We start from the raw sequence: 26,800 nt of genomic DNA, 5'->3' as shown, positions 1-26,800 counted from the left end.
CAGGACATTTTTTTATAATTTGATCCAACCGCACAGCTGGAATTTTATTTACTTGCCGCTTTCGCTTCATTTTCTGCAGCCAGAGCCTGCATCTTATCTTCCAGATCATATTTTGCCAGGATAATGAGCATGATGACAAACATTGCCAGCGGGATATAAATATTCAGTGCGTAAACTGCCGTGGTAACACCCTTTGTAATCTCTCCGCCTGCCGCTACCGCATCGAAACCGCCTGCTGCCAGTACCCAGCCGATGGCGGAACCGCCGAGGCCGTTTCCGATCTTGCCCACAAAGCTGTTGGAGGCATTGGTCATTCCTGTGATGCGGACGCCGAAATTCTTCATGTTCACTTCCGAAGTATTCAATACCATAGCCGGAAGTACGGAGATCAAAGGAATGGTCGCATACATGACAACAGAGCCAAAGATCAATGTAACCGGAACGCTTGACGGGAAAATACATCTTACAGCACTGCCGGCGATGCCGATGATGCTTGCATATTTTGCAGTCCTGGCCAGGCCGAATTTGTTGATCAGGATTCCCACGGTCAAAAATCCGATAATAGAAGGAATCAGATTGATCGTATTGATTGTGCTGTAGAATCCCATATCCCCTACGATGCACTGCGCATAATAAATCGGAGCGGCCATGATCATGGCGTACATCACATTCATACATACCCCGAATACGGTGATCTTGATCCAGTATGGATTTTTCACCAGCATACCCAGTCCCTTAAGAATCGAGACTTCGTTTTCCTTCGCCTGCTCTTCCCCCTCTTCCGCAAAACGTTCCTTAGAGCCTTTGAATGTAATGAAAAGACCCACGCCTGAAAGGATCGCCAAAATTACCGCGAATTTGATCCATGCCCCCTGGTCGTCCCCCAAAGCCGTAGTAATTGGAATCAGGCCGATCCCGAGACCTACGCCGATGGCATATCCGACTGCGGAACGGAATGTACCCATCTTGCCTTTTTCTTCGCTGCTCTTGGTCTTATACGCCATCATGGTGTAATATGGAACAGCGATCGCCGTATAACAGATCGCGGACGCAAAAATATTGGTGAGCAATGCATAAATGTACTGGAAATTGCCTGCGCCTTTTGGAACGGTAAACAACGCTACGATCGCGATCATCGACGGAATGACCATCCGAAGCAGCCAGGGTCTTGCTTTTCCGTATTTTGTATGGGTCTTATCCACGATTTTTCCCATGAACAGGTCTGTGATCGCGTCGAAAATTTTTGCGATCAGAAGTACCGTGCCGACTGTGGCTGCCGCCATCCCCATCTTATTCGTATAGAAGAAGGTCATCTGACCCGCAAGGCAGCTAATCGAATTCAGCGCGATCTGCCCCAATGCGTCCGACGCGTAATCCGGCGCGCGCATGACTTTTTGTATACCGTCTTTATCTTTTCCTAATTCTCTTGCCATTTCTTTTCTCCTCTTCTCCTTTTTGGATTCCATGTTTCTCTTTCCGGGATCTCGGCCGCAGTCCCGGTTTTTACAATCTTCGTATACGTTCTTGCTGAGTATATCTTACACAATCTCAGGTTTCTGATATATCTATATTTTTGTTTTTTTGTATTTATCTTGCCCTGTTTTCGATAATTCTGTCACCAGAATCGCTGTCCCTTCTTTCGCAGGCAGACTGACTCTCACATCTCCGCTGAGATCCTCCCCGATCATTTCCCTGGTCATATTCCAGATGTCGATCACCTCGGCTCTATATTTTCGGTTCTTAGCCAGGTGAAGGTCTGCATATACCGGACGGTTCCGGTTGAAATATTCCAGATACCACGTCTCCCCTTCCAGCCGGAGCGGGCGGACTACGGCCATAAATGTTTCCCTGGCTTCCTCCGGAGCGTCCGCAAGCCGGTTCAAAAACGGGCGCAGGCTGTCTTCTTCTGTATCCTTTGTGTCTGCTTCATTGGGATTTTTCCCGTCCATTTCCGCCAAATGCCGCTTCCCGGGCAGACTGTAAAGAAGCGCTTTTAAAAACGCAATCCTCGGCGCGCTCTCCCCATAAAGCCTGCCGCCCTTTGCCCACCAGAGTATCTCGTCCTCCCTGTGGAATGTCTCGCCATGCGTGCAGAAGCCGCCTCGCAGCATGACCCACCAGAACCTGTGTACCATCTCAAATGCCGTCAAACTTCCCCAGTTAAAGGGCAGATCCCCCTCATAGCCGCACTCGTCGATGACCACAGGAATCTGATATTCCTGCCTCCATCTCAGCACCTTGTCAAGATCAGAAGCCTGGTACTGGATGGAGCAGTGGGTCATCCATTTCCGTTTCGGATAGGGCGCGAATATATTGTGTACGGAAATCAGATGCCCGTAAATATCCTGCTCCTGCAGCATTTCTCCATACGCGTCCCAGTCCTCCGCCGACTTCCGAAACAACATCTCGTATTCATTTGCCAAGCTCCACCAAATATTCCGATACGCAGCCAGGCGGGCAACGCAATATTCCAGATATGTCAAAGAGTCCTCCTGGCTCAGTTCCGCAAAGCCCCAACGGTCGTATGGATGGAACAGGATCAGGTCTGCCTCGATCCCCAATTCTCCAAGCTGCATGATTCTTTTGTCCAGCTTTTCCCAGAATACCAGATCGGGACGGTTTACATCCCAGGCTCCGTCTTCCTTTTTCAAAAATGGGTAGCAGTCCGGGTTGTTGTTATTATAGGGCATGGATTTTGGGAACACACACATCCGGATTTTATTAAACGGAGATTCTGACAGGCTTTTTATGGTCTGCTCCTGCAGCTCCTCTGTCTGATGGATCCAGGCATAACAGGTGGTTCCAAAGGGGATATAGGTTTCGCCGTCCGTATACCGGAAGCAATCTCCGTCAGCCATGACTTTTCCATGATTCTCTCCGGTATTCGGCACGCATTGGAGGGTTCCTTCCTGCTCCCTGCCGCAGATAGAAATCTGATAATTCCACAGCCCCTCTTCTTCCGGCATGAAGCGGATTCTATATTCCCCTGCCCCTGTCAGAAAGGCATGCACCTGCCGCACGGTTTCCCCATTCCGGAATGTGGCGGCCCCTTCCGTCGGGGCAGAAGACGGCACTCCTTTTACAGTATATTCAAAGATCCCATATTTCTCGATTGTTTCCATATTATCCTGTCTCCTTCCTCTATTGTACTGTCAGACCTCATAAAACCGCAGGTCTCCCCACACGTCCATCAGTTATTTCCGGCGCGCCAGCCTTGTAGTACGCCGGTCTCTCCTTCCCACTGGATCAGGGATCCCCCCACTCCGTAATAACATTCTGATAACATTTCCTTTATCCTCCTGTGCTTTTCTGCATATAAGGTAACAAAAAAAGACAAAAACGGATATCCGCATTTTGTCTTTTTTGTTTTTATTATGTCCATTCTCCATACATGGTTGCCATGGATGGAACATCAAATCCAGTCAGCCACATATCTACAACAATCGCAATTTTCAAAGGACTGTCATTATCTTTAAATTTTTTTGCTAATTCATCCTTATGATGCTTATTTCCAATTACACTGCGCCACTCTTCCGGATCTTTGTTATTCTCCGTCAATTTCTATTTATATTCATAAAATCCCTCTTGACTGTAGTCAGACCATTTCTTATACATTTCTTTATAATGCTGTTTTATAAAATCTTATATTTTTCTGATTTCCCTGTCCTTCAATCTCCCCCGATTCTGTAAAACTGAATCTCCATTATCCTTCACAAAAAATTTCGCGGAACCAGCTTCCGTAAGTTTTTGATCGCTTGCATGCGCATGTATACATTCAACAACACAAAATGATGAAAATACAAATAGTATCCTGCCACTTTAAATTCATAGTATTTTGGCATCTTAATCCTCCATGTATTTTCTATTTTCTCTTAAATAATCACTTACAATGCTGAGTTCAATATCATCCATGCTTGTCTCAAGCACCTCACCTTCCTGAGAAAATACTGCCGCCTTATCACTCCGGTGTAAATTTAGCACACGATAGCCATTCTCATAACGATTAAATGCATATCCATTTACAATAATGTCTGCATCATCTGCTATTGTTTTAATATTAAGCATATATACCTACTTTCATTTCTGTTTATCAGTTGATTGACGGTAATCTTCTTATCAAGCATATAAAGATATTCTACAATCTTTCTTTGCACATTAATTTCTGGAAGAAACAACGTAATCGCATTCAAATTAGATTGACTTAACTTGGGTTGAGCTGATCCAGTAATATAACCAGATAAATCTATGCTATTCAATAAAATAGCATAGATAGCGAGTATCACAAAGTTTATTTCCTTGGACGATATGAGCGTGATGATTCCTAAGCCTAACCTCAATACCGCCAATCTGCAACCTGTCATAAGTGGCCTTTAACGAAACAAACAGCGCCTCGTTATCATCTGTTCGTCCTTCAAGATATTCCTGCAAATGTATCTTTGTTCCCGCATCAAAGTAAACGATGCGCTCTTTGCTGTCTTTACCAAAGACTACACATTCCCGCTCTTCAAAATTTATATCCTCCCGATTCAAAAGAACTAATTCCCCAACACGCATCCCTGTCGATGCAAGCATATCAATTAAAGCTAAATCTCTTGGATTATCGCAGCCATCCCTCATGACTTCTATTTCCTCATCAGAATATGTCTCCTTTACTACCGTAGCAGCCTTAACCTTATGTATCCTTCGTACAGGGCTTTTTAATATATAATCCTCATCCTCCAGCCAAGTAAAAAAACTTGACAAGATTCTCCGAATGTTATCGATCGTTACCTTGCTGGATTTCTTTTCTTCCTGGTAATTTGTCAGATATTCCCTCAAATCTTCTGTCTTGATATGCAAAACTCCTTTTCCAATGGTTGCAAGCATCGCTTCTATCGTTGTTCGATAATACTTTAAGGATTTCTCAGAACAACCCTCAATGTCTTTCCTCCTTCGTTTTTTAGAGAAAGGCTACGAAGTGGCAGTCCCAAGCTTTGACTCCCGCCACTCACAGAGAGGTATAGAACAGCAAATAACTTCTATAATATCTATTAATTAATTCGCATATTCTGCAATTCCACTTAATTTTTTGATATCATCATTACTCCAATATTGATTACTCCAACGATAATATACGTCTTTGCGTTTCTTAAATATTCTGAACGGTTCCTGCGTATTATCATATATGTGCAGGATATCGCAAATCTCAACGAACTTTGGAATCAGCGCCAGCGCTTTATCATATCTGGATCTAATTTTTTCTTCCGGAACGCCATGCCCTCCCAGCGCTTCTCTTGCATTCACTCTTGCAACATTGATATCTGCATTGATATACTCACCTCCAATCTTTGCCATTCGGGTGATTGTTGATTTGCCGCTTCCATTTAGACCGGCAAATACAATGACTTCTGGAAGCCATACCACATCATTTCCCGACATATTCGCGCCTCCCGTCCGGATATTCAAGGTACGCCTTCTGAGTTTTATCGTCATATCCTGCAATAGGCAAACCCTTTATTTTTCTAACCTCATTATCAATCCTTATAGATTCCCTGAATCTTACCGTTAACTCCTCGTCAGAGAGTCCACAAGTGGAATCTAATTCATTTAGAATCGTCATTCGTTAATCTCCATTCTGAATCTTGTAATAGGAATACCTGCTGGAGCAAATGTAGAAACCTTTATATTAGAGCCGAAAGGTCCCATAGCTACTTTTTCAGCAATATCAAGAATTGTAACTGTTGGCCAGTCTGACTCATCAAGCAGATGCTCATATAAAGCGATTGCTTGTTGAAGTAAATTATCGTTCTTTCCCTCTCGGCATGTCAGCTTGTACTTTCCGGCAAGTTGTTCATTCAGAAAAGCCACATCAATCCCCCAAATCTCTTCTCTGCAAAGCTGACTGAATGTATCCATAATCGAGTTTTGCTTCAGCAGTTCAAATTCCTCTGCCGTTTCCCACATCACGGTATTGTCCTCCTCTTTATACAGGGAAATATACTGAACATCAATGTCCGCTCCGCGTTTTACTTCAATATACCTTGCCAGGAAATAATCATGTGTGGACACAAATACCTGAACGCCTTCACTTTCCAACATAATCAGCAATTCTGCCAAAACCGGAATATATTTTGGATTGATATTAGCCTCCGGTTCATCCAAAAAAGCTCAGAACCTCCCAAAGTCCCATTTTTAATTAGCAACCATAGTAATGCAAGCTTTCGAATCCCCTATGCCGCCAAGTTGAACTCTAATTTAGCCTGTGTACCTGATTTTAAATAAAAACGCTCATCACACAGTGCCACATTCCCGGTACTGATTTTCTATAATACATCAAGTTGTTTCTTCTTTGCGGCTGAATCTATGTCTCTGGAAATATTATTCTTATCAGCCTAACATCTTTTTTCATACGGTTGGTGTAAACAATTTTATACATAGGTCAATCCTCTAACATAGATGCAACAGCATCCTCTGCATTGTCAAAAGGACCGTTAAGATTTCTCCGAAACCGGCTGTCATAGACGGCTTCCTGAAGAGAATAAGGTATGGATTTATGCTGAACAGGAAATGGGATTCCGTCATTTTCTATAGAAGCATTCAAAAAAATGCGTATTGCTGTTGATGTATCCAAACCAAGACTGGAAAACAAAGTATCTGCTTGCTTTTTTAATGTATCATCAATACGGATTTGTAGTGTAGCCATATTGTACCTCCATTGATTTTGTAATAACATTGTATCATAAATGTAATACAAACACAATGTTGATTTAGTGTCTCCTTTTTTATTCCTTTTAGGTTCCTTTCTTATTTCGGTACCACCAGACACCCAATACCGGACTGGTCCGGCCTGAACGACATCCTTGTTTTCTGCGAAGTTTTTCTATACGGAAAACCTGCCACCGGCAGCCTTTCTTCATACGATGGTATCAAAAAACGACAGATACGGGATTTCCTCCCACATCTGCCGTTCTTATCCCCAACCCAGGAACATCCCGATTCCCACAATCCTTATACGGTATACTCCCGCCTACTCCTCCATCTCCCCCAGCATCTTCAGCGGCTCCTTTTTCAGCTCCTGCCTCATCACCCCAAAGCCGATCAGCGCTGCCCCCAGGAGCATCCCGATTCCCGCGGCGGCGGCTCCTGGGCCGTGCTTCTCCTTTGCAGCGGGCAGCATATTCTCTTTTGTATCCGTCTGGACGATCACCGCGTTGCTGAATGCGGCGTCAAATTCCGTAGTCTGCTCCGCGGCCTTCACCGCCCGGCCCGTGGCCATCTGGCCCGCCCCGCAGCCTGCCCCCGTGCCTGCTGCCGCAAGCAGGAAAAATCCGGTCAAAAGGGAGAGGGCGCACTGCCGTTTCGTCTGTCCCAGCAGCCGCTCCACCGCGATCCGCCCTCGCTGTCCTGTGATGAACAGATGGCTGAAAAAACAGAGGATCAGCACCGCCAGCACACATCCGCCAGTCAGAAAGATGACCGCCATCAGCTTCCTGCTCTCGATCCCGTTTTTTAAATCGGAATACCCGCGGTCGTAGAATCGGATCTCCAGCCCTTCCACGCCCTGCTTCTCCCATGCGGCCATAAAGTCCCCGATGGTTCCGTTGGGAATCTGGAAAGAGGTGTTGAAGCCCCGCATGGGCCCGTTCCCCGCGATGTTATCCGCCCAGCAGTTTTCGGGTATGGCATTCCAGGGAACCACGACCTGATGGCGCCCCATCTCATATCCGTTTCTTGCTCCCGATGCGGCCGTATAGATCCCGACGATCTCATACTCCTGCTCGTCAAACACCGGATAGACCTTTCCCTGGGCATTCAAAACAGACGCTGCCTGAATCCCCATTTTACTCACCTCGGAATAGGTTGCATAGTAAAGCGGAAGCGCAAGCCTGTCCCCGACCTCTTTCCTGAGAACCAGGGACAGCTCCGATGAGATCAGGCAGACCGGTTTTCCTTCGGCATACTCCTCCTCCGTGATGTCCCTCCCTTTCGAGATCTGTGCCTCTTTCCAATAGAAAGGCATCAAAAGCAGGGTTTTGTCCACCGGGGTCACCGGAATGGTATAAGCCTGGCAGTCGAATGATCTTACAAGCTCCAGCCAGCGCCTGCCCCGCGCTGTCTCGTAAAAGCCTTCCGTGACCACGTCAAAGGCCGTCTCGTCCTCCGCTTCAGCTACGGCATCGTAAATCAGCTCCCTGTCCATCGTAAACTGGTAAGAGGCCACACTGTTGTCCGGCATATATTCCGGCACACGATCCTCCGGGGCAATGTGCTCCACCCTGGAACCATGTACCTCATTTACGTGGCCCAGAGTCATAATATACGTTGTTCCCGCCTCAAAACTCCTGGGTTCTTCCCGGTAATGGTCGCAGATATAAAAAATATCGCCTTCCTTCAATACAGCTTCATCGCCTGCCAGAACCTTTTCGGCGCGCATGGGAAATGATTCGTCCGCCCTGCCTGACTCTACGGGCGCTGCCTCTACGATCAGAGAATCATAGACGCTGCCCATAACCCTCTGATCCACCAGCGCTCCAAAGCTGGGCCTCTGCTTCGCCTCCAGAATATAACCGGCCCCTTCGAAATCCATGACCTCATCGGAAATCCGTTTCCCGTGTACTGCCCGCTGATCATATCTGTCATCCGTTTCTGCGTCCCAAATTTTATAAGTCTCTACGTGGTCGATCTTCTGCTCCACCGTCCCCACCGTAACAAATATCTCCTCAAATTCCTCCAGCATGGCAAGGTTGACCGCCCAAAGATTGCCGCCCAGCGTCAGCAGAAATGCCGAAACACCGGACAGCAGAAGGAACAGGGTGCTTTTCACGGGGCTGCGCAGGATCTGCTTCATGCTGTAGTAAATCGTCATAAACACTCCCTGCGCCCGAACCTTGTGTTCTACTCTGATTTTTTCCATTTGCGTCCCCCTGATATATCTATTCCTCCAATTCCCCCAGGATCTGCAGCGGTTCTTTCCTCAGCGCCTGCCCCATGAACCCGGAGCCGATCAGCACTGCTGCCAGAACCAGCCCGATTCCAGCCCCAACCGCCGTCCCCGCATCTGCCTTCTGCCCTGCCCCGGAGATTTCTATTTCTTCTGTATCCGCCTGGGCGATCACCGCGCTGCTGAAGGCTTTGTCAAATTCCATGGTCTGCTCTGTGGCCTCCACCGCCCGATCCGCGGCCATCCGTCCCGCCCCGCAGCCTGCCGCCGTGCCCAATGCCGCAAGCAGGAAAAATCCCGTCAGAAGGGAAAAGGCGCACTGCCCTTTCGTCCGTCCAAGCAGCCGTTCCACCGCGATCCGCTGACGCTGTCCGGTGATGAAGGTGTTTGCGAAGAAGCACAGGATCATCAGCGCCAGTATACACCCGCTGGCCAGAAAGATGACCGCCATCAGCTTTCTGCTCTCCAGTCCGGTCTGCAGATTGGTATACCCGTTGTCATAGAACCGGAGCTCCAGCTCTTCCACGCCCTGCTTCTCCCATGCGGCCATGAAATCCTCGATGGTCCCGTTGGGAATCTCAAAGGAGGTATTGCCGCCGGTCATATACCCCATTCCTGCGATATGATCCACCCAGGAATTTTCAGGAACGGCATTCCAGGGAATGATCACCTGATTGATACACAATTCATATCCATTTTTTGTAGCCGACGCGGCCGTATAGATCCCAACGATCTCATACTCCTGCTCATGGAATATCGGATATGCCTTTCCCTCGGCGTTTAAAATGGAAGCCACCCACATCGCCTCTTTCTGCGTTGGGGAATAATCTGCGCAATAGAGCGGAAGCGTGAGCTTGTCTCCGGCTTCCTTTCGTAAAAGCACGGCCAGACTGGAAGAAATCAGGCAGACCGGTTTTCCTTCTGCGTACTCCTCCTCTGTAATATCCCTTCCTTTTGAAATCTGCGCGTCTTTCCAATAGAAGGGCATCAAAAGCTCTGTCTTGTCTATAGGCATCACAGGAACCGTATAAAACAGATAATCCCGTGTTTTTGCCATTTCCAGCCAGCGTTTTCCCCGCTCCGTCTCGTAAAAATCTTCTGTTACAATATCAATGTCATACTCCTCTTCCGCTTCTGCTACAGCATCATAGACCCGTTCGCCCTCCATGGTATACTGATACGAGGCCACACTGTTTACCGGGAAAAATTCCGGCACAAAATCCTCCGGGGCAATGTGTTCCACCTTTGACCCATGAACCCAGCCGGCATAGTTAAGCATCATGATATATGTCGTTCCTGCCTCAAAGCTCCTGGCTTCCTCCATATGGTGGTCGCAGATGTAAAAAATATCTCCCTCTTTCAGTTCATATTCATCTCCTGAAAGAACCTTTTCCGCACGCATGGGAAATGACTCATCTGCCGTCCCCGACTCTATGGGCGTCGCCTCTACGATGATAAACATGTATGGCATAGCTCCCGCCTTCTGATCCACCAGCGCGCCAAAATTGGGCCTCTGCTTCGCTTCCAGTATATAACCGGCCCCTTCAAAATCCATGACCGCGCTGGGAATCCGTTCCCCGCGTATTCCCGTCTGGCCGTATTCATAACCGTTTCCGGCGTCCCAAATTTTATAAGTCTCTACGTGGTCGATCTTCTGCTCCACCGTCCCCACCGTCATGAACAGATCCTCAAATTCCTCCAGCATCGTGCGGTTGATCTCCCAAAGGCTGCTCCCCAGCACAAGCAGAAACGCCGAAACTCCGGCCAGCAGGAGGAACAGGATGCTCTTTAAGGGACTCCGCAGGATCTGTTTTATACCATAATAAAGCGTCATCTTAAACCATCCTTCCGTCCTTCATTGTTATGCATTGATCTGCCTGCCGGGCGATCTCCGGATTGTGGGTCACTACGATCACCAGATAGCCCCTTTCATGGGCCAGCCTTCTCAGCAGCTCTACAATATGCGCTTCATTTTCCGAGTCCAGGTTCCCGGTAGGCTCGTCCGCAAGTAAAATTTTCCCCTGCGCCGCCATGGCCCGGGCGATGGCGACCCGCTGCTGCTCCCCGCCGCTCATCATTTTGGGGTACTGTTTCAGGATCTTTTCCCCCAGCCCCACCTCTTCCAGGCACTCCGCCGCCTGCTGCCGGGCTTCCCGGCGGGACAGTCCCTGCAGCTCCAGCGGGTACATGACATTTTCCAGGGCGTTTAAAAGCGGAAACAGGTGGAATGCCTGGTAGATCATGGAAACCTGTTTCCTCCGGTAGGCATCCCGGTCCATTTCCAGAAGATTGTCCCCGTCTACCAGGATCGTGCCGGATTCCGGACAGTCCAGACCTGCCAGGAGGGACAGGAAGGTACTCTTCCCTGAGCCGCTCTCCCCGGTGATGGCATACATATTCCCGGCTTCGAAGGAACAGCTCACTTCCTTCACCGCCTGGATCTTCTGATATTGATTCTGATAAGAATAACTCACATTTTCTACTCTGATTTTTTCCATTGATGTCCCTTTCTATCACTATGAAACCCATTTACACAGCAAATGGATCGCCGAATCCTTCCTTCATCTATCCCTGCCGCCTATTGATGCGTCAGCACAGCCGCGATGCTCATTCTGCCAAACATCCATATAGCCACAGCCGCTCCCAGGGCGTAACAGCACAAAAAGAGTATCCACACCATACATACCGTCAAAATGTCCGCGGTTCCGAAAACCGCGCCCAGCACCGTTCCGGCCGCGCCGCCGGCCGCCGCCAGTAGCATATGCTCCGCAAAAAAGATCCGCGTACAGCGTTTTCTGCCTGTTCCCAGTGCACGCATGATGGCGTATTCACCCTTCCTGCTCTGGAGCAGCAGGTGGGGTACGATATACCCGGAGAGCCCCACAATCAGCAGTACAAAGGGCAGAAACCCTTCCAGCAGGGAGATGCTTTTTTCCAGCCCCAGGGCCGCCTGGATGAATACATCGTCCTCCATCCGCAGCGCGCAGCCCGCGTAATTCTTCGAAGATCCGGGAACTACGGAAGTCAGCCCGGGTTCTTTCAAATCCTGCTTCAATTCGTTCAGCTTCATCGGCTCTTTCACGGTAAATCTCAGGGAAGACGCGAAATAAACCTTGTCATTTTCTTCATAGATCTGCCGCACCGCCTCCAGGGAAAGCACCACCTCCGCGGCCGTGGATTCCCCGGCTTCCCTGTCGTCAATCACCCCGACGATCTCCATTTCCAGCGGTTTCAGCTCTTCCCGCTCCAGAAAATTATATACCTGGATGTAGTGTTCCAGAGCGCAATCCAGACGGTCTCCCGGCTCCAGATCCCGGCCCTGCAGAAATGTGGTTCCCACGATGCACACTCCGGTGCTCTCCTGAAACCGGTCCCAGTCCCAGCCCTTTGCCCAGGTCAGATCCTTTTCACAGTCCTCAAAGACAGATTCCAGGTCGTTGACGCCCAGGATTCGAAACTCGTCTGTCTGCAACGTGTCTCCTGCTCCGCTTCCCCCATCTTTTTGCGTATACCCGATCAGTTCCGCCGTCTCCCGTATCTTCCATATATAAGGGGATGCATAGACCGTGTCCAGCACCTGCTGCCGGATAAACAGTCCGCTGTTCAGGCTTCCTTCCGCGTTCAGCACCGTAGCCCGCACCGGGATCGCCTCCGGCAGCGCTTCAAACTGCCCCCTGGCGCTGACCAGGTTTCCCAGATAAAATACCAGCACCACCACGGTCATCATACTGATCGCCCCATTCAGGACGCTCTTGAAACGGTGCAGCCGGATATTGGTTCCCACCGAATAGATCCCCTGAAGCAGGGCTCTTCGGTTTCCCCTGATCTCCTTTTTTACCTTCTCGTCATCCTTTCTGCTGCAGATGATCCGCGTCCGGGGTTCCTTCGTCTCCTGGTCCTGCTCCACCGTGCGCGCTGCCGTATAGGAGACCCCATCCAGGGTAAATTCCGGATACTTGCCCGGACGGACCATTCGGAACTTCCGCTGTTCCCCCTTGGCCCATTTCCGCAGTTCCTCCTCAAACATCCCCGCCGTATTCACCGGGTGTTCCGTATAGAAGGAAAACTGCCGCTGCCGTTCTTCCTCCGCCACCTGCTTGTAATCATCCACGATCCGCGCGAATACACTTCCGCTTTTCGCCATATTCTCCATCCGGTCCAGGTAGCTGTCCACGTCAATGACCTCTGATTTTTCCTTTCGGATATTCGTGCAGACCTCCACCGCGGCCTGGATCTGCTTCTGCTGCTGCAGGAGGGCTTCCTGCTGTCTTGCGGCGGCCTCCTTTAATGGAAGCGTTCCGTCCAGCACCTGCCCGATCTCCTTGATCGGCATGTCCAGCATACGGAGCATTTTGATCAGCTTAAGCCTCCTGAAATCTTCCTCGGAATAATCCCGGTATGCATTGCCTGTATCCCTGGCCGGCTCCAGCAGACCCTGCCGCTCATAGTAACGAATGTTCTGTCTGGTAATCCCGGTCAGCTCTTCAATCTGTTTTGTGTTCAAACACACACCCCCTCGTCCATTCGGTAAAATCCCGTGTTTCTTGTACATATTTTAAAGTATATACCAGGTATACAGTCAAGTATTTTGTGAAAAAAAAGCTTTCTGAGGTTACTATTCCTTCCAAAAAGGTATATAATGGAAAAAATACAGCACTAGGAGGAATACTTATGACAGAACAGAAAAGTTGGATCAAAGACCTGGTCGTTTACCAGATCTACCCCCGAAGCTTTTATGATTCCAACGGGGACGGCATCGGGGACCTGCCCGGTATTTTGCAGAAGCTGGACTACCTGGAGGAGCTGGGCATCAACGCCCTGTGGCTTTCCCCGGTCTACCGCTCGCCCAATGACGATAACGGCTATGATATTTCCGGCTATCAGGAGATCATGGAGGAATTTGGCACCATGGAGGACTGGGACCGCCTGCGGGACGCCTGCAGGCAGAAGGGTATCCGCGTGATCATGGACCTGGTGGTAAATCATTCCTCAGATGAGCATCCCTGGTTCATCGAATCCCGGTCGTCCAGGGAGAATCCCAAATCCGATTATTACATCTGGCGCGACCCGGTGGACGGCCATGAACCAAACAACTGGGCTTCCGCTTTCGGCGGGAGCGCCTGGGAATATGTACCCGAACGGGGCCAATATTATTTCCATTACTTTTCCAAAAAGCAGCCGGACTTGAACTGGGCCTGCCAGGAGCTTCGGGATGAGGTCATTGGAATGATGAACTGGTGGGTGGACAAAGGGGTGGAAGGCTTCCGGGTGGACGCCATCAGCTACCTGGACAAGCCCCTGGATTTCCCCGATTCCACGCTGCCGCCCCGGCCGGACGGCTACTCCTTTCCGGACTGCCTGATCTGCCGTCCGGGCACACACGCCTATATCCGGGAAATGAACCGGCGGGTGTTTGCCCCCCGCAATATCCTGACTGTCGGCGAGGTAGCGGCGCCCACCGTAGAAGAGCTGGGCAATTATGTGAAAACGGACCGGGAAGAATTTGACATGGTGATCCCCTTCGTGCTTCCGAAAACAGAGATCGACACCTGGTCGCCAAAAAGGCTGAAAAAGGATATTGAGGAAACCTATCAGGCCATGAAGGAGGACGGCTGGTGGGCAAGGTTTTTCAGCAACCACGACAAGCCCCGGCAGGTGTCCCTCTACGGCGACGACGGGGAGTACTGGGAGGTCTCCGCGAAGTTTCTGGCCATGTTCCTTCACAGCCTGCCGGGCACGCCCTATGTATACCAGGGCGAGGAGATCGGGATGACCAACGTAAAACTGCCCTCCATCGAAGATTATGACGATCCCAGCACCAGGGATCAGTACCAGCAGTACCTGCTTTCCGGCATGACCCCGGAGGCCGCCCTGGCCCAGGCGCAGCTTGAAAGCCGGGACAATGCCCGGACTCCCATGCAGTGGGACAATTCCGAGACAGGCGGCTTTACTTCCGGCACCCCCTGGCTGAAAACCAATCCCAATACCAGGGAGATCAACGTGGAAACCCAACGCCGGGATTCCCACTCGGTCTACCAGTGCTACCGGAAGCTGATCGCACTGCGCAAAGAATCCCCGGCCTTATCCCGGGGGGATCTGGTTTTCCTGGAAACAGGACAGGAAGATCTGTTCGCTCTGACCAGAAGCACGGCAGAGGAAACCCTGCTGGCATTCCACAATTTCTCCCGTCAGGAGCATGAGATCCCGGCCGCCCTGCTGGACGGCGCCGGGGAGGTTCTTTTGTCCTCCTACGACCGGGAAGGCGGCTACCGGGGGCCTGTGCTCCGGCCTTATGAATCGGTGATCTTTCGGAAGTAGGGGGATGGATTTTTTGTGACTATTCGGAATCGCGGCCGGCTTTAGCCTGCGGTTCCGGACCTCTGCAGGTTTCTTTCATCAGCTTGGCATACTGGCTGGGAGAGATTCCTTCGTGGGATTTGAAAACCCGGCTGAAGTAAAACGCATCCGTGTATCCGACCATCTCAGCCACATCCTTTAATAAGAGATCCGGATTATTGCGGATCAGCTTCCGGGCCATGTCCAGCCGGAGGTTCCCCAGATATTTGATGGGTGAAATCCCAAATTCGGCCTTAAACAGGGTAGAAATATATTTTTCATTGTGCCCGAAGATATCCTGGAAAATTTTAAACGTAATCTGAGACGTAAAGTTCATATCCAACCAGTTCCGCACCTGTTTTGCAAGAGACTGCTCGCTGTTTGCCAGGCCGGGCGTATTGAGGTTGCAGAGCCGTTCCAGTTCAAAGAACAGATCCTGTTCCAGTTCCTCATAAGAAAAACAGGAGGAGACGATTTCCGCAGCATCCGGATAAATCATCTGCTCATCCAGAGAACCAGGGACCACCGTTTTGATGAAATAGCGCAGATCGGACGTGAGCTGAAGCTGGGTAACCTTTTCCTCCCGGCAGAGCTGAAGCATCCCATGAATGGCTTCACGAAGCGTTTCCTGGTCAGGGTGCTCCCCAATGTCCAGGCAGATCTGCCTGATTTCTCTGGAAATGCGGATCTTATCGTCAGGGATCTGCCTGACCATGTCAATCTGACCGAAGCCAAAAGGATTCCGCAGCAACGCATACAGGTACATGTTTCGCGACAGCTCATGGATTCCCCTGCCGTCAACGGCCTGTTCCGAAATGAACAGGTTCCTGTACGTGCCGGAGGAGGGAAAGGAGGCATACAGCTTCCTGGCCGCCGCTTTTACATCGACAGGCTGCAGGTTTGGAGATACAAGGGCGCAAAGACATTCATTATAGTGCCTCCCCCGAAGCGGGAAAAAGGCGGCTTGAAATGTGTCCTCTATCTCCTGCCTGATTCCCGTATCTATAGATACCGGAACGGAATCAAACAGCACTTCATTATAAATATTGCCGCAGACCGGGCCGGACAGGACCAGCATCAAGGTACATGTATAACCGGTAAGCGGATTTTTCATATCCGACGCCCCAGAGCTGTGGTGCATGCAGCGCTGCAGATATTCTGCCTGCAGAATCCGCAGTTCCTTCTGGTTCTTTTGCCTGCAGGAAATCAGGATCTCATCCAGTGTATCTGACGAGATGGGCTTTAAGAGAAAATCCGTAACCCCCAGATGGATGGCGGTGCGTGCATATTCAAATTCCGCGTATCCGGTCAGGATCACACACCTTGTAAAAAAACCGGCTTCCTGAACCTGGCGGATCATATCCAGCCCGTTCATGACCGGCATGTTGATATCAGCGAATATAAGATCCGGCGTCAGAGCGAGAATTTTTTGAACCCCTTCTTTTCCGTTTCCGGCCGTACCGATCACCTGAAAGTCAGGATAATTCCGGCTGATCATCAGGGACAGCCCCCTGGCAATCGCAGGTTCGTCTTCTACGATCATAACTTGTATCATGCGTTCCTCCTTTGAAAGTTCCCTGGACAGCAACAAACGGTTTCTTTGGATGGAGCGGCCCGCCGATGGTCACGGCCGTTTCTCCCTGCCTTGTCGTACCTGCCCTGAAATATTGTTCCCCCCGGTAATAGATATTCAGCCGCAGGATCGTATTTTCAAGGCCAAAGCCCTGGTGTGCCTGCAGAGTGTTCCCCATGTCTTCTTCATATTCCGGAAACCGGAACTGTTCCAGCCGCAGGCGCAGGCGCTCCAGATTTTCTTCTTTAAAAGGCGCGCCGTTATTGATCACGGAAAGATACCAGCAGGTATCGTCCTGAAAAGAGCGAATCCGGATCTTCCACGGCGGGCAGATCTCCTGCTCCGTCTGCTGGAAGCCGTGATGAAAGCAGTTCTCAACGAGCGGCTGAAGGATCAGCTTGGGGACGGAGATCCTGTTCAGTGAATCATCCAGCTCCCATTCATATTCCAGCTTTTCTTCGTATCTCATTTTCATGATATAGAGGTAGCTCCCGGCATTGGTGATCTCCTGTTCCAGCCGGACGCTCTGCCCGATATAGGACAATGAGTAGCGGAGCAGGCTGGACAGTTGGCTGCACATATCCGAGACCGCCGTATTGCCGCCGCTTAATCCTGTCATACCGATGACTGAGAGCGTATTATACAGAAAATGCGGGTTCAACTGTGCCTCCATTGCGTCGTAGTGTGCCTGGAGCGTGCGCCGGTGCGCCTCCGTAAGCCGTTGGTTCTGGTCATATATTTCTGCCAGAAATGCCTGGATTGCGTTCGCCAGAATTGTGATCTCATTATCCGAGGATACTGCCTGCATATTGATATTTCTTCCCGGTTCCAGGTTCTTTAACTGGCTCACAAGCTGCTTTAGCGGCCTGGTCAGCCCGTGAGACATCAGGAACAAAAAAGCGGCGGTGATGAGAAACAGGATAAAGAACATTGCAGCGGCAATGACCAGCGTAGATTTTTTTGAAACCAGGTATCCCGCGATACTGCTGCTGAGTATAAACGTCCACCCTGCTGCCCCGGACACTTCCAGGCCGCTGATACTCATTTGGTCACAGGAAAAGGTTCTGCTGCGGGACTGCAGCGCTTCCCTGCAGGACTCATAAAAGTGTTCCTGATCCTGCTCTGAATCGCTTGAATATACGAAGTTCTGCTCCTCATCCAGTATGGCAATGGAAAAATCATCCGGATTTTCAAAATCCTCCAAAAAATCTGCGAAATAAGAGATGTCAAAATCCAGAATCAGAAGCCCGTATCTGTGGTATGTGTCACGCATAACGCGGACTACGGAAAATACGGTTTTTCCCTGTCCCCAGTAATCCTCATGGGGCGGAAGGTAAGAGGAAAAGGAGGTGTTCTCCATCAGGCTTTCCAACTCCTTTATTTTTTTCAGATTCACTTTGGAAATATTCCTGGACGCACCGGCGGAAGCGGACACTCCGACGTTGTCATAAAAACCGCTTATATAGCTGATGGACCCTTTCAGATTCTGAGAAATCAAAACGGAGCGGAATGCATTTTGAAACAAATATCTCTCAGAAACATGATTGGCAAAGTAGTTTTCGGAGGAATCCCCGATATTTCTGGAGATCGAGATCAGGGAGGAATCCGTCTGCAGATCTTTTAATGTATTGTCTCCAATGCGTAAAAGCATATCCAGCTCCTTGCACAGCATGGATGCATTTCCTACGATCGTGTCCTGCGTATTTTCCCTGAGAGAATCTGCCGTATAGTAATAAAAGAAGATCGAACAGGACAGCAGAAGAACCAGATTCAGCGCAAAGCAGGAAATATATATTTTTTTCTGAAATGACAGTTTTCTAAATTTCATAAATCACTCCAATTACGGAAAAACTAATGTTTCATGATGTATTTCTGCTGCTTATTATACCACATTCCAATCAAAAAAAGACGGCTAATATGCAAATCAGCAAAAAGTACATGTGAAAACCGACAAATGTCCATGGTGGAAAATATTCCGTCTTTGTATAATATTGCTAAATCACAGAACAGCAAGAGACGGTCTATGCTGGAACAACTGTATTCCTGTCCTGCTTGCTGTTCGAAACCAATACGTTTAAGGAGGAAAAGACATGAAAAGAAAAATGGTGCTGCTGTTGACAGGTATGTTGGCTGTTGTGACTCTGTACGGCTGCGGAGGAGGCAGCGGGGGCGGTTCCGGAAGCAATGGGGAGAGTTCTGAACAGGCAGAGACAGAAAGCGCTTCCAATACCGGCGGCGGCGTAACCCTGACGCTGTACTGCAATGCAGATGATATGGCCAAGCCCTACATGCAGAAGATCATTTCCCTCTGGGAGGAAGAAAGCGGAAACAAGATCGACCAGCAGGGTCTGGATACGGATAATGCGGAAACCATCGCGCTTACCAAGTTTACCACCGGCGATATTCCGGATCTGTATGTACACTTCGGAAACAGCAATCTGAAAAACTTCAACCCGGAGGAAAACTTCGTAGACTGGACGGACGCCGAGTGGGTATCGGATATCCAGGATTCCGTACTGCCCCAGGCGACCTACAATGACAAGATCATCGGACTTCCTTTCTGGGAGGCTTCCAATTCGGGATGCTTCTACAACAAAAAAATCTTCGATGAGCTTGGAATCAGCCAGCCTAAGACACAGGAAGAATTTGACAAGGTCTGCGACAAGCTGCTGGAAAATGATATACAGCCCATCTATCTGGCGGCTGCGGACAGCTGGCCGATCCTGTACCAGTTTGCGCTGGACCCGGTTTTGGAGGAGCATCCGGAATATATCGAACAGCTCAACGCCGGGGAGCTTACCTACGCGGAAATCCCGGAATTTACCTCCATGTGTGAATGGTTCCTCTCTGCCGCGGAAAAAGGCTACTTTGGAAAGAATTTTGCATCCGACACATGGGATTACTGCAGTGAGGTCTTAGGCACCGGAGAAGCGGCCATGCTGTTCTGCTGGGATACCTGGTTTGATACGGATTATGACAGCGAATCCTATGATTATGCTGGGGAAGATTTCGGCATTATGCCGGTATTTATGGGAACCTGTGAGGAAGGAACCTATGAGGGCGGCAATGTCAATCTGATGATGGCAAATAAAAATGGAGATCATGTAGAAGAAGCCAAGGATTTTATCAACTTCATGTCCGTGCCGGAGAATTATAATCAGGCATTTGACGGAATCTCCACGGCTGCCGTATTCAAAGGTCAGACTACAAATGTAAACTCCACCCAGTATGAGGAGAATAAGGACAGTGTAGACCAGTTGATCCGCGCTTCTTCAGCACAGCCCAAGATCGTAGGATACAACCAGGGGGAGGGCGGCAAGGCGCTGCTCCAGTTGATGTCCGGCGACATTACAGTCGAGGAATGTATCAAGCTGATCGACGACGACCGGATCGCCACATTGAAATCATTTGAGCAGGAATAAATAGGATAAGAGATAATCATGTTTTCAGCAGTTTCAGGTTTGAGGATATCTCAAACCTGAAACTGTAATATACGCTTTGTTTTACTGAATTGGAGGTACATATGAACAGAAAAAAGATCTATCCGCTTTATCTGGCCGTCATTCCTGCCGTCGTTTTTACAATCTTTTTTATTATCCCGTCTACAGCCGGATATTATTATGCATTTACAAACTGGAGCGCTGCAAGGACGAGTGACCTGAAATTCGTTGGCCTGGAAAATATTTTATCTATTATCCAAAGCTCTAAGGTTCCGGTCGCTTTTGTCAATACGCTGATCTATGCAGGGGTCAAAACAGTGATGGTCACGCTCCTGGGGTTTGTGTTCGCGTATATCCTGAACAGAGATATAAGGAGCCGGACTGCGTTGCGTACGGTTTATTTTATTCCGTCGGTTTTTTCCTGCCTGGTTGTCGGCCTGATCTTCAGCGCGGTCTTCCAGACAAGGCACGGCACTCTGAACAATATTTTAAATCTGTTCGGAATCGCCAATATCCAGTGGCTTGGCTCCAGAGGGACGGCGGTTTTCGCCATCAGTATGGCGGAGGTCTGGAGAAATGTGGGGTATGCCATTATCATCACGCTGGCGGGCATGCAGTCCGTTTCTTCTGACTATATCGAGGCGGCCATGCTGGACGGCGCTACCGAATGGCAGATGTTTCGCAAAATCACACTGCCGCTGATCATGCCTACGGTCAATGTAAACATCTTATTCAGCCTGATCTATGGGCTGAAAATGTTTGACCTGATCTATGTTATGACCGGCGGAGGCCCCGGAAACGCAACGGAGAGTTTTGGAACCTTGATGATGAACGAGATGTCGGCGGGAAGGTATGCACAGTCGGTAGCTGTTAATCTGGTGTTTACACTGCTGCTGATCATCGTATCCATGCTGTATCAGAAGTTTAGTTCCAGATGGGAGACGGTGGAGTGATATGAAGAAGAGAAAAAATACGGTAAATCGAATTTTAGAGGTTATTTTATGGATATTCAGCATTGTTACCATTTACCCGATGCTGATGGTTTTGCTGACTTCCTTTAAGAGCAAAGGGGAGGCTTCTTATCTGAATATCTCCCTGCCGGGAGAATGGCATCCGGAGAATTATGTAGCTGTCCTGGAAAAGGATTTTTTCAGATCACTCGGGAACAGTGTGTTTATTACTCTCCTGTCCGTCATTCTGATCACGTCCCTGTCGGCATTTTTAAGCTTTATCATTGCCAGGAGGGACACCAGGGGATGCCGAATCACCTATAAGATCATTACCCTTGGAATCATCGCGCCGTTTACGGCACTTCCTACGATCCAGCTTTTACAGAAGCTCGGGATGTACGGCAGCCGGATCGGATTATGCCTGGTCTATGCCGCTTTGTATATGCCCTTCACCACGATGATGCTGAGCGGGTTTATCAAAGGGATTCCGAGAGAACTGGATGAGGCGGCAGTCATGGACGGTGCGGTAGGATGGAAGCTGTTTGTCACCGTCGTCTTTCCGCTCTTAAAGCCGGCCCTTGCGACCACGGGGGTATTGAATTTTATGTGGGTATGGAATGAACTGCAGATTCCCATGTATCTGTTAAATTCATCTTCCAAGTGGACCCTGCCCCTGTCCGTATACAATTTTTACGGGCAGTTCAGCCGCAGTTGGAACCTGGTCTGCGCGGACGTGGTGCTGGTTTCCCTGCCGGTCATTCTGGTTTATATCTTTGCACAGAAATGGGTCATTGCAGGCATGACTGCGGGGGCAGTCAAAGGGTAATACAGAAAAACGGAGCCGTGTGAATACCAAAAAGTCACCGGCTCCAAACAGAGCAAAAGAAAGGAGCATGTATTTGCTATGAATGAAACAAGATATACAGGAACCTGGGAATCCGTGAAACAGCATACGGTTCCGGCATGGTATGAAGACTGCAAATTCGGAATTTTTATCCACTGGGGCATCTACTCCGTCCCGGCATTTGCACCGAGGACATGGGAATTGGGAGAGGTAGACAGCGACGAACAGTGGTTTTGCAATAACCCTTACGCAGAATGGTATTATAATTCGGTCAATGTGGGGAGGGGCCCCACTTACGAACACCACATGAATACATATGGCAGGGAGTTCCGGTATGAGGACTTTATTCCCATGTGGAAGGCGGAAAACTGGAATCCCGGGGAATGGGCGGAGCTTTTCCAAAAAGCCGGCGCACAGTATGTTGTGCTGACAACAAAACACCATGACGGTTTCTGCCTGTATCCCAGTGAGCATACCAAGTTTCATGCGGGCCGCATGGGACCCTGCCGGGATATCACCGGCGATCTGACAGAGGCTGTCCGAGGTGCCGGCCTTAAGATGGGATTATACTATTCCGGGCTGATCGACTGGCAGTTTGCCAATGATCCCATCTTTGTGGAAGGAGAAAATTTTTCCAACGCCTGTCCCACCTTCGAGTATGCGGACTATTCTTATAAACAGATGAAGGAACTGGTGGACAAATACAGGCCCTCCGTACTCTGGAATGATATCGGCTGGCCGAAGCAAAGCGAGCATGCCATGCCTTATCTGCTGGCCCATTATTATAATACGGTGGAAGACGGAGTGGTCAACGACCGTTTCAATGGGCTGTACCATGATTTTCTCACAAAGGAGTACCAGTACGGAAAGGCAGACCGAACACAAAAATGGGAAATGTGCCGCGGAATGGGGCTCTCCTTCGGGTATAATGAAAATGAAGGGGACGACCAGCTCATCAGCCTTCCCAAACTGATCCGCCTGCTGGTTGCCACCGTGGCAGATAACGGCAATCTGCTCCTGAACATCGGGCCAAAGGCCGACGGAACAATTCCCACGGAACAGGTAAAGCGCCTTCTGACGCTTGGCAGATGGCTGCAGGTGAATGGGAAAGGGATCTACGGCACCCGCTGCAGCAAAAGGCTTTCGGAACACAGGGCGGATGGAACACAGGTGTATTATACCAGAAAAGGCCGGGATCTTTATTTCTATATAGACGGCCTGAAAGAAGGCTGCAATGTGGTCTCTCTCCCCGGACTCCATAGAACGGTAACCGCCCTGAATCCTGCTCTGGAAGTGGAACAGGACGTATCGGAGAACGGACTGCGGCTGACTGTAAAAAACTACCGTTCGGATCTGTATCTCCTTGGCTTTGAAGCAGCGGGACAGGAATAAAACTTCACTGTCAATAGGCAAAAAACAATTTATAATTTTTTCGTCTATTGAGTTGATTTTGCATTGCAGATTGTGTATATTATACATACAGTGAAATGCGAAAGGAGTTGACATCATGGCATCTACAACAAATTTCAGCGTCCGTATGGACAGCGAAATCAAAAAACAGAGTGAAAGCCTGTTCAGTGAATTAGGCATGAACCTTACCACCGCTATCAATGTATTCCTGCGCCAGTCTCTCCGCGTGGGCGGCTTCCCTTTTGACGTGAAGCTGGAGCAGCCCAACAGGGAAACCGTTGCAGCTATGCTGGAAGCGGAACGCATTGCACATGATCCGAATGTGAAGCATTATTCTGATGTAGAAGAAGCCCTCCGGGAGCTGAAAAGATGAAGCGTGATATTGTCTGGACCACAAAATTCAAAAAAGATTACAAACTGGCAATCAAGCGCAACCTAAATATTGACCTGCTGGATAATATTATCCGGGCTTTATCTCGTGGGGATGCGCTGCCGGAAAAAAACAAGGATCATGAACTGACTGGTGACTGGGCTGGGCACAGGGAATGCCACATCCAGCCTGACTGGATTCTCATTTACCGGATTGAAGATGATGTGCTGGTGCTGACATTGTCCCGAACCGGAACACACAGCGATCTATTTGACAAATGATTGTTACTGTGAGCGCTCGGCCAGGGTGTGAACAATAACAAATGATTTCTGCCGCTGCAAATTTTTTAAAATAGTACTTGCATTCCCACCCTTTTGTATGTATAATAGCACTGAACAAAACAGAAAGGGCACACGACAAGCGGATCTGCCGTACAGGTTTGCCAAGGATGTGTAGGGTGAGGACATGATTATTCGATAATTTGATTTGGATGCTGCAATGAAGTTATCTCTGCCTGTTGATACAGGTTGAGTTTGCGTATGCCGAATTAGATTATCCCGCATGATCTGTCTTTTTTTGTATGATCGTCCACAGCCGTGTCATTTTCTGTGTTCAGGACATATACAAGATTTATTCCCGCAAAAGCAGCGGGCCGGATATACATATCTGCGTGTATATTTAGCTGCTGCCGCGCGGTTTGACATGATTTGCGTGAGTCTGTTTTCGGGTACGAAGACAGGCTCTTTTTTGTTCTATAGGAAACTTCTCCGAATTTTCCTATAGAGCAAAAACCCTCCGGGGGATGCGCAGCTACGCGCGCGGAACAAAAGCTGCGCTGCTAAAAATGTAGCAACGCGGGAGTGTACGAAGCGCACTTTTGTTCTTCCCATACTCAAAGAAGCCTGTCATTTCCAGAAGGAGGTTTCTATGATACAAATAAAAAACCTGACAATCGTACACAAAAAAGACACAAGAGTGATCCTGGAGGATTTTAGCTGCGTGCTGGGCGACGGGGACAAGGCCGTGATCATCGGGGAGGAGGGGAACGGAAAATCCACCCTGCTCCAGTGGCTCTATTCCCCCGACAGGATCGGGGATTACTGTGAGGCCAGGGGGGAGCGGATCGTCCGGGGACATCGGATGGGATACCTGCCCCAGGAGCTGCCCGGGCAGGAAAAGGAAAAATCTGTTTATGAATATTTTATGGAGGAATCCATGTTTTTGGAACAGGACCCGAAAGACCTGAACCGGATGGCAAGGGAATTTGGCCTGCCTGTTGATTTTTTCTACCGGGAGCAGCCCATGGGGACGCTGTCCGGCGGGGAAAAGGTGAAGGCGCAGCTCCTCCGCCTGCTGGTGGCGGAGCCGGACGTCCTTCTGCTGGATGAGCCTTCCAACGACATCGACCTGGACACCCTGGAATGGCTGGAAACGCTGATTCTCGGCTGGAAGGGCATCGTGTTGTTCATTTCCCATGACGAGACGCTGATCGAGCATACGGCCAACATGGTCATCCACATCGAGCAGATCCGCCGAAAGACGCAGTCCCGCCACACGGTCGTGCACATGCCCTACCTGCAGTACCGCCGGGAGCGGCTGGCCCAATTCGAAAACCAGGAGCGCAAAGCAGCCAATGACCGGCGGGAAAAAAAGCTGCGGGAGGAAAAATACATGCGGGTCTTTCAGAGCGTGGATCATGCCCAGGCTGTCATCACCCGGCAAAATCCTTCCAAAGCGCGCCTGTTAAAAAAGAAGATGCACGCCATAAAATCCATGGAACGGCGGTTTGCCCGGGAGGATGCGCAGATGACGGAAATGCCCGAGGAGGAGGATGCAATTTTCTTCAAGCTGGGGGACGAGACCGCAAAGCTCCCCTCCAAAAAGACGGTCCTGGACCTTACCCTGGAACGGCTCGATACGCCGGACGGGGAGCGGGTGCTCTCAGAGCACATCCGCCTCTTGATCCGGGGCTGTGAAAAGCTGTGTATCGTGGGGTCAAACGGGGCCGGAAAGACCACGCTGCTCTGCAGAATCGCGGAGGAACTGCTCTCCCGGAAGGATCTCCATGCGGAGTACATGCCCCAGAATTATGAAGAACTGCTAGATCCCTCCTCCACGCCCTTGGATTATCTCTCCCGAACCGGGGATAAGAAGGAGCAGACAAAGATCCGCACCTTCCTCGGCGCGCTGAAATATACCGCCGACGAGATGAACCACCAGATCTCCCAGCTTTCCGGCGGCCAGAAGGCAAAGCTCTTCCTTCTGAAAATGAGTTTAAGCGGCGCCAATGTCCTGATCCTGGATGAGCCCACGCGGAACTTTTCGCCTCTGTCCGGGCCGGTCATCCGGCAGATGCTCAAAGATTTTCCCGGCGCAGTGATCAGTATCTCCCACGACCGGAAATATATCGCGGAGGTCTGCGACAAGGTCTGCAGGCTAACGCAAAACGGATTGGAAATCCTGGAGCCGGATGTACAGGCCGCCCTGTCTGCCCGACCCGCCGCTTCCCGGTCATAAACCGGGCGCTGTCGGGAAATCGCCGCATGTTCCGCAATATCTGCTGTATATAAATTCCGTTTCCCGACAGCTCCCATCCGCCCTATGGCCAAAAACAAAACAGGCTGCCCGCAGCGCTTTCCTAAAACAAGCGTTGCGGGCAGCCTTCACAATCGGCCCGTAATCTGACCCTCTCTCCCCGCTGAAATTCAGCAGTCCCAGCGAGATCAGGATACTGTTGATAAAGTACCTGCTCATGTTCGCCTCTCTCCACGCGGTGATATAGTTTTCAAACCGAAACACCTCCGGCAGCCCGAACGGATCAGAAAAGATCGTCCGGTTATCCTTCAGAGAAGCCAGCAGTGTAAAGACCATCGGCAGGATAAATACAGCCGCCATACTGATCAGAAACAAATATTTCGCCGTCGAAAGAAATGTAATTTTTTTCTTCATGTTCTTCC

At 49.7% G+C, this 26,800-nt stretch carries 23 protein-coding genes and 2 pseudogenes; 8 read left to right on the top strand and 17 right to left on the bottom strand.

Annotated elements, in window-relative coordinates:
- Window positions 1–44: 44 nt before the first annotated feature.
- The 14 genes and pseudogenes from EBB54_RS04520 to EBB54_RS04450 form a co-directional block, all read right to left on the bottom strand.
- The gene (locus EBB54_RS04520; protein WP_162307085.1) at window positions 45–1,433 is read right to left on the bottom strand and encodes an MFS transporter; all 1,389 of its coding nucleotides are present in this window, start codon (window positions 1,431–1,433) and stop codon (window positions 45–47) included.
- 132 nt (window positions 1,434–1,565) lie between these two features.
- A complete protein-coding gene (locus EBB54_RS04515) occupies window positions 1,566–3,122 on the bottom strand; it encodes a DUF5605 domain-containing protein (RefSeq protein WP_125126531.1) in 1,557 nt (518 codons plus the stop codon).
- Window positions 3,123–3,387: 265 nt separating this feature from the next.
- Window positions 3,388–3,558 (bottom strand): annotated as a pseudogene (locus EBB54_RS04510) (type I restriction enzyme subunit R domain-containing protein); the annotation flags it as partial.
- A 285-nt stretch (window positions 3,559–3,843) separates the two neighbouring features.
- Entirely contained in the window at window positions 3,844–4,065 is a 222-nt protein-coding gene (locus EBB54_RS04500; protein ID WP_125126529.1) for a DUF7723 family protein, read from the bottom strand.
- Window positions 4,044–4,361, bottom strand: a complete 318-nt coding sequence (locus EBB54_RS32440) for a restriction endonuclease subunit S (RefSeq protein ID WP_243127524.1) — start codon at window positions 4,359–4,361, stop codon at window positions 4,044–4,046. The genes EBB54_RS04500 and EBB54_RS32440 overlap by 22 nt, the downstream gene beginning before the upstream one ends.
- Window positions 4,321–4,926 (bottom strand): annotated as a pseudogene (locus EBB54_RS04490) (tyrosine-type recombinase/integrase); the annotation flags it as partial. The gene EBB54_RS32440 and the pseudogene EBB54_RS04490, both read right to left, overlap by 41 nt.
- A 108-nt stretch (window positions 4,927–5,034) precedes the next feature.
- The gene (locus EBB54_RS31000; protein WP_125126528.1) at window positions 5,035–5,418 is read right to left on the bottom strand and encodes a hypothetical protein; all 384 of its coding nucleotides are present in this window, start codon (window positions 5,416–5,418) and stop codon (window positions 5,035–5,037) included.
- Window positions 5,405–5,599 (bottom strand): hypothetical protein, encoded by a 195-nt coding sequence (locus EBB54_RS04480; protein WP_004069438.1) that lies wholly within the window; start codon window positions 5,597–5,599, stop codon window positions 5,405–5,407. Before EBB54_RS04480 ends, EBB54_RS31000 begins: the two co-directional genes overlap by 14 nt.
- The gene (locus tag EBB54_RS04475) at window positions 5,596–6,141 is read right to left on the bottom strand and encodes an ATP-binding protein (RefSeq protein ID WP_243127522.1); all 546 of its coding nucleotides are present in this window, start codon (window positions 6,139–6,141) and stop codon (window positions 5,596–5,598) included. The genes EBB54_RS04480 and EBB54_RS04475 overlap by 4 nt, the downstream gene beginning before the upstream one ends.
- 277 nt (window positions 6,142–6,418) lie before the next feature.
- Window positions 6,419–6,682 carry a type II toxin-antitoxin system RelB/DinJ family antitoxin gene (locus EBB54_RS04470; protein ID WP_125126527.1) on the bottom strand — a complete coding sequence of 88 codons (264 nt, stop codon included), beginning with the start codon at window positions 6,680–6,682 and terminating at the stop codon, window positions 6,419–6,421.
- A 324-nt stretch (window positions 6,683–7,006) separates the two neighbouring features.
- Window positions 7,007–8,893, bottom strand: a complete 1,887-nt coding sequence (locus EBB54_RS04465) for an FtsX-like permease family protein (protein ID WP_125126526.1) — start codon at window positions 8,891–8,893, stop codon at window positions 7,007–7,009.
- A 19-nt stretch (window positions 8,894–8,912) separates the two neighbouring features.
- Window positions 8,913–10,754 (bottom strand): ABC transporter permease family protein, encoded by a 1,842-nt coding sequence (locus EBB54_RS04460; protein ID WP_125126525.1) that lies wholly within the window; start codon window positions 10,752–10,754, stop codon window positions 8,913–8,915.
- A 1-nt stretch (window position 10,755) separates the two neighbouring features.
- A complete protein-coding gene (locus EBB54_RS04455) occupies window positions 10,756–11,418 on the bottom strand; it encodes an ABC transporter ATP-binding protein (protein ID WP_125126524.1) in 663 nt (220 codons plus the stop codon).
- An 80-nt stretch (window positions 11,419–11,498) separates the two neighbouring features.
- On the bottom strand, window positions 11,499–13,430 hold the full coding sequence (locus EBB54_RS04450) for a MerR family transcriptional regulator (protein WP_243127521.1): 1,932 nt from the start codon (window positions 13,428–13,430) through the stop codon (window positions 11,499–11,501).
- Between the two features lie 161 nt (window positions 13,431–13,591).
- Here EBB54_RS04450 and EBB54_RS04445 point away from each other — a divergent pair, with 161 nt between their 5' ends.
- On the top strand, window positions 13,592–15,238 hold the full coding sequence (locus EBB54_RS04445) for an alpha-glucosidase (RefSeq protein ID WP_125126522.1): 1,647 nt from the start codon (window positions 13,592–13,594) through the stop codon (window positions 15,236–15,238).
- Window positions 15,239–15,257: 19 nt separating this feature from the next.
- Here the strand turns inward: EBB54_RS04445 and EBB54_RS04440 are convergent, their stop codons facing one another.
- Window positions 15,258–16,811 carry a response regulator transcription factor gene (locus EBB54_RS04440; protein ID WP_125126521.1) on the bottom strand — a complete coding sequence of 518 codons (1,554 nt, stop codon included), beginning with the start codon at window positions 16,809–16,811 and terminating at the stop codon, window positions 15,258–15,260.
- Window positions 16,732–18,657, bottom strand: coding sequence for a cache domain-containing sensor histidine kinase (locus EBB54_RS04435; protein WP_125126520.1), 1,926 nt, complete (start codon window positions 18,655–18,657; stop codon window positions 16,732–16,734). The genes EBB54_RS04440 and EBB54_RS04435 overlap by 80 nt, the downstream gene beginning before the upstream one ends.
- A 262-nt stretch (window positions 18,658–18,919) precedes the next feature.
- Here EBB54_RS04435 and EBB54_RS04430 point away from each other — a divergent pair, with 262 nt between their 5' ends.
- The 7 genes from EBB54_RS04430 (at window position 18,920) to EBB54_RS04400 (ending at window position 26,360) form a co-directional block, all read left to right on the top strand.
- The gene (locus EBB54_RS04430) at window positions 18,920–20,251 is read left to right on the top strand and encodes an ABC transporter substrate-binding protein (RefSeq protein ID WP_125126519.1); all 1,332 of its coding nucleotides are present in this window, start codon (window positions 18,920–18,922) and stop codon (window positions 20,249–20,251) included.
- 101 nt (window positions 20,252–20,352) lie between these two features.
- Entirely contained in the window at window positions 20,353–21,222 is an 870-nt protein-coding gene (locus EBB54_RS04425) for a carbohydrate ABC transporter permease (RefSeq protein WP_125126518.1), read from the top strand.
- A gap of 1 nt (window position 21,223) precedes the next feature.
- Entirely contained in the window at window positions 21,224–22,045 is an 822-nt protein-coding gene (locus EBB54_RS04420; RefSeq protein WP_004069601.1) for a carbohydrate ABC transporter permease, read from the top strand.
- 78 nt (window positions 22,046–22,123) lie between these two features.
- Entirely contained in the window at window positions 22,124–23,455 is a 1,332-nt protein-coding gene (locus tag EBB54_RS04415; RefSeq protein ID WP_125126517.1) for an alpha-L-fucosidase, read from the top strand.
- A gap of 115 nt (window positions 23,456–23,570) precedes the next feature.
- A complete protein-coding gene (locus EBB54_RS04410; RefSeq protein WP_004069606.1) occupies window positions 23,571–23,846 on the top strand; it encodes a type II toxin-antitoxin system RelB/DinJ family antitoxin in 276 nt (91 codons plus the stop codon).
- Window positions 23,843–24,124, top strand: coding sequence for a type II toxin-antitoxin system YafQ family toxin (locus EBB54_RS04405; RefSeq protein WP_004069607.1), 282 nt, complete (start codon window positions 23,843–23,845; stop codon window positions 24,122–24,124). Before EBB54_RS04410 ends, EBB54_RS04405 begins: the two co-directional genes overlap by 4 nt.
- A gap of 646 nt (window positions 24,125–24,770) precedes the next feature.
- Window positions 24,771–26,360, top strand: a complete 1,590-nt coding sequence (locus tag EBB54_RS04400) for an ATP-binding cassette domain-containing protein (protein WP_125126516.1) — start codon at window positions 24,771–24,773, stop codon at window positions 26,358–26,360.
- On the opposite strand, the gene EBB54_RS04395 is transcribed toward EBB54_RS04400, so the two are convergent.
- Entirely contained in the window at window positions 26,355–26,792 is a 438-nt protein-coding gene (locus EBB54_RS04395; protein WP_125126515.1) for an ABC transporter permease family protein, read from the bottom strand. The two genes, EBB54_RS04400 and EBB54_RS04395, sit on opposite strands and share 6 nt — an antisense overlap.
- Window positions 26,793–26,800: the final 8 nt, after the last annotated feature.

Origin of the sequence: Schaedlerella arabinosiphila, assembly GCF_003885045.1 — a bacterium.
GTDB lineage: Bacteria > Bacillota > Clostridia > Lachnospirales > Lachnospiraceae > Schaedlerella > Schaedlerella arabinosiphila.
This window is presented reverse-complemented; position numbering and strand designations above follow the sequence as displayed.

Bases quoted from the DNA above. Each gene is read 5' to 3' on its own strand.
- EBB54_RS04420 (WP_004069601.1), top strand. From the start codon at position 21,224: ATGAAGAAGAGAAAAAATACGGTAAATCGAATTTTAGAGGTTATTTTA.
- EBB54_RS04400 (WP_125126516.1), top strand. From the start codon at position 24,771: ATGATACAAATAAAAAACCTGACAATCGTACACAAAAAAGACACAAGA.
- EBB54_RS04445 (WP_125126522.1), top strand. From the start codon at position 13,592: ATGACAGAACAGAAAAGTTGGATCAAAGACCTGGTCGTTTACCAGATC.
- EBB54_RS04405 (WP_004069607.1), top strand. From the start codon at position 23,843: ATGAAGCGTGATATTGTCTGGACCACAAAATTCAAAAAAGATTACAAA.
- EBB54_RS04395 (WP_125126515.1), bottom strand. From the start codon at position 26,792: ATGAAGAAAAAAATTACATTTCTTTCGACGGCGAAATATTTGTTTCTG.
- EBB54_RS04515 (WP_125126531.1), bottom strand. From the start codon at position 3,122: ATGGAAACAATCGAGAAATATGGGATCTTTGAATATACTGTAAAAGGA.
- EBB54_RS04430 (WP_125126519.1), top strand. From the start codon at position 18,920: ATGAAAAGAAAAATGGTGCTGCTGTTGACAGGTATGTTGGCTGTTGTG.
- EBB54_RS04435 (WP_125126520.1), bottom strand. From the start codon at position 18,657: ATGAAATTTAGAAAACTGTCATTTCAGAAAAAAATATATATTTCCTGC.
- EBB54_RS04480 (WP_004069438.1), bottom strand. From the start codon at position 5,599: ATGACGATTCTAAATGAATTAGATTCCACTTGTGGACTCTCTGACGAG.
- EBB54_RS04460 (WP_125126525.1), bottom strand. From the start codon at position 10,754: ATGACGCTTTATTATGGTATAAAACAGATCCTGCGGAGTCCCTTAAAG.
- EBB54_RS04465 (WP_125126526.1), bottom strand. From the start codon at position 8,893: ATGGAAAAAATCAGAGTAGAACACAAGGTTCGGGCGCAGGGAGTGTTT.
- EBB54_RS04425 (WP_125126518.1), top strand. From the start codon at position 20,353: ATGAACAGAAAAAAGATCTATCCGCTTTATCTGGCCGTCATTCCTGCC.
- EBB54_RS04440 (WP_125126521.1), bottom strand. From the start codon at position 16,811: ATGATACAAGTTATGATCGTAGAAGACGAACCTGCGATTGCCAGGGGG.
- EBB54_RS04500 (WP_125126529.1), bottom strand. From the start codon at position 4,065: ATGCTTAATATTAAAACAATAGCAGATGATGCAGACATTATTGTAAAT.
- EBB54_RS32440 (WP_243127524.1), bottom strand. From the start codon at position 4,361: ATGACAGGTTGCAGATTGGCGGTATTGAGGTTAGGCTTAGGAATCATC.
- EBB54_RS04415 (WP_125126517.1), top strand. From the start codon at position 22,124: ATGAATGAAACAAGATATACAGGAACCTGGGAATCCGTGAAACAGCAT.
- EBB54_RS04520 (WP_162307085.1), bottom strand. From the start codon at position 1,433: ATGGCAAGAGAATTAGGAAAAGATAAAGACGGTATACAAAAAGTCATG.
- EBB54_RS31000 (WP_125126528.1), bottom strand. From the start codon at position 5,418: ATGTCGGGAAATGATGTGGTATGGCTTCCAGAAGTCATTGTATTTGCC.
- EBB54_RS04455 (WP_125126524.1), bottom strand. From the start codon at position 11,418: ATGGAAAAAATCAGAGTAGAAAATGTGAGTTATTCTTATCAGAATCAA.
- EBB54_RS04410 (WP_004069606.1), top strand. From the start codon at position 23,571: ATGGCATCTACAACAAATTTCAGCGTCCGTATGGACAGCGAAATCAAA.
- EBB54_RS04470 (WP_125126527.1), bottom strand. From the start codon at position 6,682: ATGGCTACACTACAAATCCGTATTGATGATACATTAAAAAAGCAAGCA.